Origin of the sequence: Streptomyces sp. CAI-85 (assembly GCF_013363615.1) — a bacterium.
Taxonomy (GTDB): domain Bacteria; phylum Actinomycetota; class Actinomycetes; order Streptomycetales; family Streptomycetaceae; genus Streptomyces; species Streptomyces antibioticus_B.
The window spans coordinates 1-9643 of sequence record NZ_JAANNX010000107.1; the positions used below are offsets into that span (position 1 = coordinate 1).

Consider the following 9643-nt stretch of genomic DNA (forward strand, 5'->3'; position numbering starts at 1 on the left):
CGGATCGAGCTGGACGGCCCGGACGACGAGCTGAAGGAGCTGGCCGACACCTTCGACGACATGCTGGAGCGGCTCCAGAGGGCCTTCACCGCCCAGCAGCGCTTCGTCGGCAACGCCTCGCACGAGCTGCGCACGCCCCTGGCGATCAACCGCACGCTCCTTGAGGTGCATCTGTCCGACCCGGGCGCGCCCGTGGAGCTCCAGCAGCTCGGCAAGACCCTGCTGGCCACCAACGAGCGCAGCGAGCAGCTCGTGGAGGGCCTGCTGCTGCTCGCCCGCAGTGACAACCAGATAGTGGAGCGCAAGCCGGTCGACCTCGCCGAGGTCGCCGGGCAGGCCGTCGACCAGGTGCACGGCGAGGCCGAGGCCAAGGGGGTGACGATCCGCGGCGAGCAGAAGCCGGCGGTCGTCCAGGGCAACGGCGTGCTGCTGGAGCGCATCGCGCTGAACCTCGTACAGAACGCCGTGCGGTACAACGTGCCGGAGGACGGCTGGGTCGAGGTCACCACCGACGTCGAGCACGGCCAGGCGGTCCTGGTCGTCTCGAACACGGGCCCGGTCGTGCCGGCGTACGAGATCGACAACCTCTTCGAGCCGTTCCGGCGGCTGCGCACGGAGCGCACGGGCAGCGACAAGGGGGTCGGGCTCGGGCTGTCCATCGTGCGGTCCGTGGCCCGGGCGCACGGCGGCCACATCACGGCGCAGCCGAGGGAAGGGGGCGGTCTCGTGATGCGGGTCACCCTGCCGGTCTGAGATCATGTCGCCGACACACGCGGGGATGTTCGCTTTGCGCGGAATTTTCAGGGCTCACCCCCCGCATCTCCGTGTGTGATCGATCACAAGGGCGAATTTCCGGCCATCTACTCTCCGTGATCATGTGGCCTGCCGGAAGGCCCGGAAAATCCGGGTTTTCGGGGGTCCTGATCACGGGAAGTACACGGTGAGACGCCTTTGAGGTGCGGCAACGGGACCGTGTACGGTCCCGATCGCCATCCAAGCCGATCACTCTTGAGGAGTCCGGTTGGGTGTCGATTGAGTAACAGACCTTGATGTGAGGCAAAATCTCCGCCTCGAGGCGGGCACAAGTCCGGCCTCTCACGCGTTACGTGCGCTGGAGACACCGCAGACACCCAGAGGGGGAGAGGCGAAATGGCTACCGATTACGACACCCCACGCAAGACCGACGACGACGTCGACTCAGACAGCCTTGAGGAGCTGAAGGCCCGGCGGAACGACAAGTCCGCCTCCGCAGTGGACGTGGACGAGTTCGAGGCCGCGGAAGGGCTCGAACTGCCCGGCGCGGACCTGTCGAACGAAGAGCTGGCGGTCCGCGTCCTGCCCAAGCAGCAGGACGAGTTCACCTGCATGAGCTGCTTCCTGGTGCACCACCGCAGCCAACTGGCCCGCGAGAAGAACGGCCAGCCGATCTGCCGCGACTGCGACTGAGGCGGGGTCGGCCGTGACTGGCTCGACCCCCTCCCGGAAGCGCCGCTTCCTGTCGCGGGGAGCGGACAAAGGGCCCGCGGAAGGCCCTCACGGCGTGCGTGACGACGAGCGGGGCTCATCCGGCGAGGAAGTACTTCCCGCGGGATCGGCCTCGCTCGAGGCGGCGGGCGACCGGGCCGACCACCCGGTGCCCGGCGAGGAGACCGCACCCGTCGCCAGGCGACGGGCCGCGGTGGTCCGCGACAAGGCGGTAGACCTGGCCCGGGAAGGCGTCCGCAAGGGCGGTGACCGTGCCAGGGCCGGCCTTGCCTACCTGACCGACCGCATCATCGAGATCGCCCCCAGAATCCCCGTACGCGACCTCCAGACGCTCCGCAGGCAGTTCCCCGGCCTCGGACCCGAGGAACTCGCGGACAAACTCGTGGCGGGCGCGGCGAACGCCACCTCCACGGTCGGCGCCGGCATCGGCGCGGCCGCGATGCTGCCCGTACCGCCCGCGATGCCCACCGAACTGGCCGCGGAGATCACCGGCGTGGCCGCGATCGAGCTGAAGCTGATCGCCGAACTGCACGAGGTGTACGGCCTCCGGCCGCCCGGCAACCTCAAGGACCGCAGCACCGCGTATCTGCGCTCCTGGTCGGGCGAGCGCGGGGTGGACCCGCTGAAGCCCTCCACCATCAACGCCGCCCTCGGCGGCCCCATGCGGCGCGAACTGCGCCAGCAGATCATGAAGCGCATGGTCCGCGACCTTCCCAACCTGATGCCGTTCCTGGTCGGTGCCGCCGTCGGCGCGCTCATGAACCGGCGGGACACCCGGAAGCTGGCCGCGAAGATCCGCACCGACCTGCGCAAGGCCCAGGTGCCCTGGGACGCGCTGCCCGACCTGCCGCGCCTGGAGGAGCCCGCGGACGCCCTGGACATGAAGAAGCTCCCCGGGAATCCCAGGGAGCTGGGCTACTAGCCCGGTGACGGTACCGGCCCGGTGACCGGGAGGCGGCTAGGGTCTTTCTTTCGGATCTGGCCGGCTCCGGGTGACGGTGCGTCTCGGCGGGCCCGAGCGGGGTCTGGTGCGTGTAGCTGCAAGGCGGAGGAGGGCGGCAACGCGGAGCGTTGACAACCGACGACAACGCCGCAGATGCGCGTGCCAGGGCCCGCGACCCCGGCAAGATCCGAAAGAGAGGCCCTAGGACGCCGCCGCGGCCTCCCGGGCCGACACCAGGGCCGCCGCCAGCCGCTTCGGGTCCCGGGTCGACAGGTACAGGTAGGGCGTCGGGTCCTGCGGGTCGGTGACCTCCACCCGCAGCGCCGTCGGAATGTAGGCGCGCAGCAGCAGGAACGCGCGCGTGTCCGCCTTGTGCGTGCGCCAGGCGCGCGCCTCCTCCGCGTCCAGCACCGCCGCCTCGCCCAGCGCGGTGACCGGGATCTTCGCCTCCCCGGCGATCAGCGAGTCGCCCACGATCCGGATGCGGACCGAGCCGTAGGAGCTGGCCACGACCGCGGCGGCCGCGGTGCCGCCGACCAGCCCGCCGAGCAGCGGCAGGGTGCCGAACGGCAGCAGGATCAGGGCGAAGGAGACGCCCACGAGGAACGAGACCAGCCACCACGAGCGGGGGGCGGTGAGGCGTTCTTCGTACGGGGTGGCGGAGAGCTGCATGGAAGCAAGCTTGGCACGGTGTCGGGGCCGGGCGGACGCGCGGGTAAGGTCTGCGGCTGTGAGTGGTACTTCCGCAGCTCTTCAGCCCCCGGCCGACGCCGGGAAACCCGTCCGTCATCCCGACGCCCCCGCACCGGGCGAGCTTCTCGGCGCCCACTACGAACACTGTTTCGGGTGTGGTGGCGGTCAGCCGCACGGGCTGCACCTGGAGGCGCGGGCCGGCGCGGGCGTCACCGTGACCGCCGAGTTCACCGTGCAGGCCGCCCACCAGGGCGCCCCGGGTCTCGCCCACGGCGGGGTGCTGGCCACCGCGCTCGACGAGACGCTCGGCTCGCTGAACTGGCTCCTGCGGACGATCGCCGTGACCGGACGGCTGGAGACCGACTTCGTCCGGCCGGTGCCCGTCGGCACCACCCTGTACCTGGAGGCCGAGGTCACCGCGGTGGCCCGGCGCAAGATCTACTCGACCGCCACCGGGCGGATCGGCGGCCCCGAGGGTCCCGTCGCCGTGCGCGCGGACGCGCTCTTCATCGAGGTCGCCGTGGAGCACTTCGTGCAGCACGGCCGCGAGGAGGAGATCCAGGCGGCCATGAGCGACCCGGACCAGATCCGGCGGGCCCGCGCCTTCGAGGTGAACCCGTGAGCCGTGCCCCGCTGGACGTCCTGATCCGCCGGGTCGACCCGGACGTACCGCTTCCGTCGTACGAGCACCCGGGGGACGCGGGCGCCGATCTGCGCACCACCGAGGCGTGCGAACTGGCCCCGGGGGAGCGGGCGGTCCTGCCCACGGGCGTCTCCGTGGCGCTGCCCGAGGGGTACGCGGCCTTCGTGCACCCGCGCTCCGGGCTGGCCGCCCGGTGCGGAGTCGCGCTCGTGAATGCCCCGGGGACGGTTGATGCCGGGTACCGTGGAGAGATCAAGGTGATCGTGGTGAATCTCGACCCGCGCGAGTCCGTGCGGTTCGAGCGCTTCGACCGGATCGCCCAACTGGTTGTCCAGCAGGTCGAGAGGGTTCGCTTCCAGGAGGTGGCGGAGCTTCCCGATTCGGCTCGGGCCGCGGGGGGCTTCGGGTCCACCGGCGGCCACGCCTCGGTGGACGGTGCAAGCGGTCAGGCCGCCGTGGGCGGCAGTGTGGGTGGGTATCGATACGCTTCGGTCGTATCCGACCGGGAAGGACAGTGACGTGTTCGGACGTCGCAACAAGAAGGGTGCCGCCGAGAACGCGGCCGGCGAGGCCGAGCAGGTCGTCGACAGTGTCGACACTGAGGCGGACGACGAGGTGACCGGCCCGCGCGAGCGTGTGCGGCTGGAGCCGGAGCCCCGGCCCGACGGGCCGTGGGACGACTCGGAGGTCCGCGACCCGGCCGAGGGCCGGGTGGACCTGGGCGGTCTGTTCGTGCCGGGCGTCGACGGCATGGAGCTGCGGGTCGAGGTCGCGGGTGACGCGATCGTCGCCGCCACCGTCGTACTGCGCGACAGCGCCATCCAGCTCCAGGCGTTCGCCGCGCCCAAGCGCGAGGGCATCTGGGGCGAGGTGCGCGAGGAGATCGGCTCGGGCATCACCCAGCAGGGCGGCATCATCGACGAGGTCGAGGGCCCCCTGGGCTGGGAGCTGCGGGCCCAGGTGCCGGTGCAGCTTCCCGACGGCACGGGCGGCTTCCACGTCGTGCGGTTCGTCGGTGTGGACGGCCCCCGCTGGTTCCTGCGCGGAGTGATCTCGGGCCAGGGCGCGGTGCAGCCGCAGGCCGCCGGGCTGCTGGAGCAGATCTTCCGGGACACGGTCGTGGTCCGCGGCGACGGCCCGATGGCCCCCCGTGACCCGATCGTCCTCAAGCTGCCCAACGACGCGCAGATGGTGCCCGAGGGCGTCCAGCAGCAGGAGGAGGGCTCGCGCTTCTCCGGCGGCATGGGCCAGCTCCAGCGCGGACCGGAGATCACCGAGGTCCGCTGAGGCTCCCGAGAAACGGCAAGGGCCGCATCCCGTGCGGGATGCGGCCCTTGCTCGTGTGTGAACTCTTGACGTCGGATTGGTCTGTACCTACCGTCTCGGCTCAGCGCGCCTGTTCATAAAGGCGCTTCACGTTCACATACGAGAACGGAAGGCCCCCCACGCATGCGCAGAACCCCACTTCTCGCGGCCGTCATCGCCCTCCTCGCCGGAGTCCTCGCCCTGCCCGCCGGCACCGCGGCCGAAGCCGCTCCCGCGACCTTCGCCCACCCCGGAGTCACCGTCTCCAAGGGCCAGTTGGACTTCACCCGCTCCCGGGTCAACGCCGGCGCCCAGCCCTGGAAGGGCGCCTTCGACCAGATGCTGGCGAGCAAGTACGCCGACCTGAACCGCACCCCCAAGCCCCGCGCGGTCGTCGAGTGCGGCTCCTACTCCAACCCCAACAACGGCTGCACCGACGAGCGTGAGGACGCCATCGCCGCGTACACCGACGCCCTCGCCTGGTACATCACCCGGGACGAGCGGTACGCCAGGAAGGCCATCCAGCTCATGGACGCCTGGTCGGCGGTCGTCAGGGACCACACCAACAGCAACGCCCCGCTCCAGACCGGCTGGGCCGGCTCCTCATGGCCCAAGGCCGCGGAGATCATCAAGTACACGTACACCGGCGGCTGGCCGAACTCCGGCCGCTTCGCCACCATGCTCCGGGACGTCTATCTGCCCGAGATCATCAACGGCTCCAACTCCAACGGCAACTGGGAGCTGTCGATGATGGAGGCCGCCGTCGGGATCTCCGTCTTCCTGGAGGACAAGGCGTCGTACGACAAGGCCATGGGGAAGTTCCGCACCCGGACCGCGGCCTACGTCTACCTCGCCTCCGACGGCGATCTGCCGAAGACCGTGCCGAGCCAGAACCTCAACACCCGGGAGAAGATCGTCAACTACTGGCAGGGCCAGGGCACCTTCGTCACCGGCCTGACCCAGGAGACCTGCCGCGACTTCACCCACACCGGCTACGGCATCTCCGCGATCTCCCACATCGCCGAGACCAGCCGCATCCAGGGCCAGGACCTCTACGGCACCGATGTCGGCGAACGGCTGCGGCAGGCCCTCGGCTTCCAGTCCAAGTACGAGCTGGGCACGGCCGTCCCGAGCTGGCTGTGCGGGGGCTCCCTGCACCTGGGGCTCGGGCCGGTCACCGAGGTCGGCTTCAACGCGCTGCACCACCGGCTCGGCGTCGCGATGACCAACACCCAGACGCTCACCGAGCGCGGCCGTCCCGCGGGCAGCAACAACCTGTTCGTGGCCTGGGAGACGCTGACCCATGCTGGGAACTCCGCGTGAACCGATCCGGGGGTCTCGTCCGATGAGGGGGTGAGGGGCGGCGGAGCGGGCGCCCCTCACCCCCTCCGGCCGGCCCCGGCCGGGGGACCATGGTCCTAGGGAGCCGAGAGAGGCAGGCCGCATGGTGAACCCCGCCGGGGAGCGTCCCCGGACCGCCGCCAGGGTGCTCGTCGTCGACGACGAGCCGCAGACCCTGCGCGCCCTCGTGATCAACCTGCGGGCCCGCGGATACGAGGTCGACACCGCGCCGGACGGCGTCACCGCCCTGGAGCTGGCCGCCGCCCACCGGCCGGACGCGGTCGTGCTCGACCTGGGACTGCCCGACCTGGACGGCGTCGAGGCGATCAAGGGCCTGCGCGACCGGACCCGGGCGCCGATCCTGGCCCTGTCCGCCCGGCACTCCCCGGCCGAGAGAGCCGAGTCCCTCGCGGCGGGCGCCGACGCCTATGTCACCAAGCCCTTCGACATCGACGCCCTGCTGGCCCGGCTGCGGGACGCGGTGCGCGAAGCGGCCCTGGACCGTGACGTCGTCGTGGAGGCCGGCGGGTTCACCGTCGACCTGGCGGCCGGGAAGGTCCACCGGGCCGGTCAGGACGTCCGGCTGACGCCCACCGAGTGGCGGCTGCTGGAGGTGCTGGTGCGCAACGCGGGCCGGCCGGTCGGCCGCAGACATCTGCTCCAGGCGGTGTGGGGACCGTCGTACGGGACGGAGTCGAACTATCTGCGGGTCTACATGGCCCAGCTCAGACGCAAGCTGGAGGCCGACCCCGCACGCCCCGCGCACCTCATCACCGAACCGGGCACGGGATACCGGTTCGAACGGTAGTGCCAGTGCTCGTACCGCGGGGTACGGCGGTGTCGGCGGGCACCGGTACGCTTCTGATATGAGTGCTGTTCCTCGTTCCGAAAAGCCGGTGGGCCGGTTCCGGCGCATGCTCGACCGGCTCTCCTCGTCCCAGGAGGACCTGGAGTCGGAGGAGCTGCGAGAGGACGCCGAAACGGCCGGCTGCATCCGCATCGGAGACTGCCAGGACCGCCAGATAGTGACGGTTACTGGTACCTTGCGCACGGTCACCCTGCGGCCGAGGGCCGGTGTCCCGGCTCTGGAGGCGGAGCTGTTCGACGGCACCGCCGCGCTGGACGTGGTGTGGCTGGGCAGGCGTTCCATCGTGGGCATAGAACCGGGGCGCAGGCTCATCGCATCGGGCCGTGTCTCCATGAGCAGAGGCCGCCGGGTGCTCTTCAACCCGAAGTACGAACTGAGACCCCTCGGTAGGGAGTAGCCGGTGACGTCGCTCGACAAGCCGACCGAAGACACTCAGCAGGACGACGCCCGGGCGGTGACCGAGGCTGCCTTGTTCGAGGCGTTCGGCGGGGTGCGGGGCATGGTCGAGACGGTGATGCCCGGCCTGCTCTTCGTCACGATCTTCACGATCAACAAGGACCTGCACATGGCGGCGATCGCCGCCCTCGTGGTCTCGGTGATCCTGGTCGTGGTCCGCCTGGCGATGAAGGACACCGTCAAGCACGCCTTCAGCGGGGTGTTCGGCGTCGCCTTCGGTGTCGTCTTCGCGATGATGACCGGCAACGCCAAGGACTTCTATCTCCCCGGCATGCTCTACACGCTCGGTCTGGGGCTGGCCTACATCATCACGACCCTGTGCGGGGTCCCGCTGATCGGGCTGATCCTCGGCCCGGTGTTCAAGGAGAACCTCTCCTGGCGCACCCGCAACCCGGGCCGCAAGGCGGCGTACGCCAAGGCCAGCTACGCCTGGGGTCTGATCCTGCTCGCCAAGTGCGCGATCCTCTTCCCGCTGTACTGGTGGGCCGACACCACCCAGTTCGGCTGGGTGCTGGTCGCGCTGAAGATCCCGCCGTTCCTGCTCGCCGTCTGGCTGACCTGGGTCTTCCTGGCGAAGGCGCCCGCGCCGATCGACGTCTTCGCGGAGCTGGAGGCGAAGGAGAAGGCCGAGGAGGAGCGGAAGGCCGCCGCTGCCGCCGACGCCAACGGCGGACGGCACCGCAGGGAGGGCTGAGACCGCCCGCACCACTACGACGAGGAAGGGCGCCCCGGTTGATCCGGGGCGCCCTTCCTCGTCGCACTTCGGCGGTCGAACGGTGTCGCCGTCGGGGTCAGCTTCCCTCGCGCCGCACCGACAGCAGGTCCTCCAACTGCTCCTCCCGGGCCTGGGCGGCCACGAACAGCAGCTCGTCGCCCGGCTCCAGGGAGTCCTCGCGGGTCGGGGTGAGAACCCGGGTGCCGCGGATGATGGTGACCAGGGAGGTGTCCTCGGGCCACTCCACATCGCCGACCTGCGTGCCGGCCAGCGCCGACTCCTCGGGGAGGGTCAGCTCGACGAGGTTGGCGTCGCCGTGGCTGAAGCGCAACAGCCGGACCAGGTCGCCGACGCTCACCGCCTCCTCGACCAGGGCGGACATCAGACGCGGGGTGGAGACGGCCACGTCGACGCCCCAGGACTCGTTGAAGAGCCACTCGTTCTTGGGGTTGTTGACGCGGGCGACGACGCGCGGGACGCCGTACTCCGTCTTCGCCAGCAGGGAGACGACCAGGTTGACCTTGTCGTCGCCGGTCGCGGCGATCACGACGTTGCAGCGCTGGAGGGCCGCCTCGTCCAGGGACGTGATCTCGCAGGCGTCGGCGAGCAGCCACTCCGCCTGCGGGACGCGCTCGACCGAGATGGCGGTCGGCGCCTTGTCGACGAGCAGGACCTCATGGCCGTTCTCCAGCAGCTCGCCCGCGATCGAGCGGCCGACCGCACCGGCACCGGCAATGGCGACTCTCATCAGTGACCGTCCTCCTTCGGGCCCTCGGAGAACGACGCCTCGACCTTCTCCACGTCGTCGCTGCGCATCATCACGTGCACCAGGTCGCCCTCCTGGAGCACCGTCTGCGAGGTCGGCAGGATCGCCTCGCCGAGCCGGGTGAGGAACGCCACGCGGACGCCCGTCTCCTCCTGGAGCGTGCTGATCTTGTGGCCGACCCAGGACTCGTCGGCGTGCACCTCGGCGAGCTGGACGCCCCCGGTCGGGTCGCGCCACAGCGGCTCGGCACCCGAGGGCAGCAGCCGGCGCAGCATCTGGTCGGCCGTCCAGCGGACCGTGGCGACGGTCGGGATACCCAGGCGCTGGTAGACCTCGGCGCGCCGGGGGTCGTAGATCCGCGCGGCGACGTTCTCGATGCCGAACATCTCGCGGGCCACCCGGGCGGCGATGATGTTGGAGTTGTCGCC

13 protein-coding genes are annotated in these 9643 nt (G+C 70.6%); 10 read left to right on the forward strand and 3 right to left on the reverse strand.

What is annotated here, in order from left to right:
- The 3 genes from G6W55_RS36010 to G6W55_RS36020 form a co-directional block, all read left to right on the forward strand.
- Window positions 1-753: cell wall metabolism sensor histidine kinase WalK (locus G6W55_RS36010; protein WP_175524840.1), on the forward strand; the 753-nt coding region annotated here is incomplete at its 5' end.
- A 396-nt stretch (window positions 754-1149) separates the two neighbouring features.
- Window positions 1150-1446: a DUF4193 domain-containing protein gene (locus tag G6W55_RS36015; RefSeq protein ID WP_003993510.1), complete on the forward strand. Its 297-nt coding sequence runs from the start codon at window positions 1150-1152 to the stop codon at window positions 1444-1446.
- Window positions 1447-1459: 13 nt separating this feature from the next.
- The gene (locus G6W55_RS36020) at window positions 1460-2407 is read left to right on the forward strand and encodes a hypothetical protein (protein ID WP_175524841.1); all 948 of its coding nucleotides are present in this window, start codon (window positions 1460-1462) and stop codon (window positions 2405-2407) included.
- Between the two features lie 222 nt (window positions 2408-2629).
- On the opposite strand, the gene G6W55_RS36025 is transcribed toward G6W55_RS36020, so the two are convergent.
- On the reverse strand, window positions 2630-3100 hold the full coding sequence (locus G6W55_RS36025; RefSeq protein WP_175524842.1) for a DUF3093 domain-containing protein: 471 nt from the start codon (window positions 3098-3100) through the stop codon (window positions 2630-2632).
- A 58-nt stretch (window positions 3101-3158) separates the two neighbouring features.
- On the opposite strand from G6W55_RS36025, the gene G6W55_RS36030 reads away from it, so the two are divergent.
- From G6W55_RS36030 to G6W55_RS36060, 7 genes are all read left to right on the forward strand, one after another.
- A complete protein-coding gene (locus tag G6W55_RS36030) occupies window positions 3159-3743 on the forward strand; it encodes a PaaI family thioesterase (RefSeq protein WP_030789930.1) in 585 nt (194 codons plus the stop codon).
- Entirely contained in the window at window positions 3740-4282 is a 543-nt protein-coding gene (dut, locus tag G6W55_RS36035; protein ID WP_175524843.1) for a dUTP diphosphatase, read from the forward strand. Before G6W55_RS36030 ends, dut begins: the two co-directional genes overlap by 4 nt.
- Window position 4283: 1 nt before the next feature.
- Window positions 4284-5051, forward strand: a complete 768-nt coding sequence (locus tag G6W55_RS36040) for a DUF3710 domain-containing protein (protein ID WP_030789924.1) — start codon at window positions 4284-4286, stop codon at window positions 5049-5051.
- Between the two features lie 162 nt (window positions 5052-5213).
- Complete coding sequence (locus G6W55_RS36045; protein ID WP_175524844.1) at window positions 5214-6392, forward strand: alginate lyase family protein; 1179 nt, start codon at window positions 5214-5216, stop codon at window positions 6390-6392.
- A gap of 121 nt (window positions 6393-6513) precedes the next feature.
- The gene (locus tag G6W55_RS36050; RefSeq protein ID WP_175524845.1) at window positions 6514-7218 is read left to right on the forward strand and encodes a response regulator; all 705 of its coding nucleotides are present in this window, start codon (window positions 6514-6516) and stop codon (window positions 7216-7218) included.
- A 58-nt stretch (window positions 7219-7276) separates the two neighbouring features.
- Window positions 7277-7675 (forward strand): OB-fold nucleic acid binding domain-containing protein, encoded by a 399-nt coding sequence (locus G6W55_RS36055; RefSeq protein ID WP_037875712.1) that lies wholly within the window; start codon window positions 7277-7279, stop codon window positions 7673-7675.
- Between the two features lie 3 nt (window positions 7676-7678).
- The gene (locus G6W55_RS36060; RefSeq protein WP_085212914.1) at window positions 7679-8428 is read left to right on the forward strand and encodes a DUF3159 domain-containing protein; all 750 of its coding nucleotides are present in this window, start codon (window positions 7679-7681) and stop codon (window positions 8426-8428) included.
- Window positions 8429-8525: 97 nt separating this feature from the next.
- Here G6W55_RS36060 and G6W55_RS36065 read toward each other — a convergent pair whose 3' ends face one another.
- Together G6W55_RS36065 and G6W55_RS36070 are read right to left on the reverse strand one after the other, a co-directional pair.
- Entirely contained in the window at window positions 8526-9197 is a 672-nt protein-coding gene (locus tag G6W55_RS36065; protein WP_030789910.1) for a TrkA family potassium uptake protein, read from the reverse strand.
- A partial coding sequence (locus G6W55_RS36070) for a TrkA family potassium uptake protein (protein WP_175524846.1) occupies window positions 9197-9643 on the reverse strand: 447 nt, incomplete at its 5' end. The genes G6W55_RS36065 and G6W55_RS36070, both read right to left, overlap by 1 nt.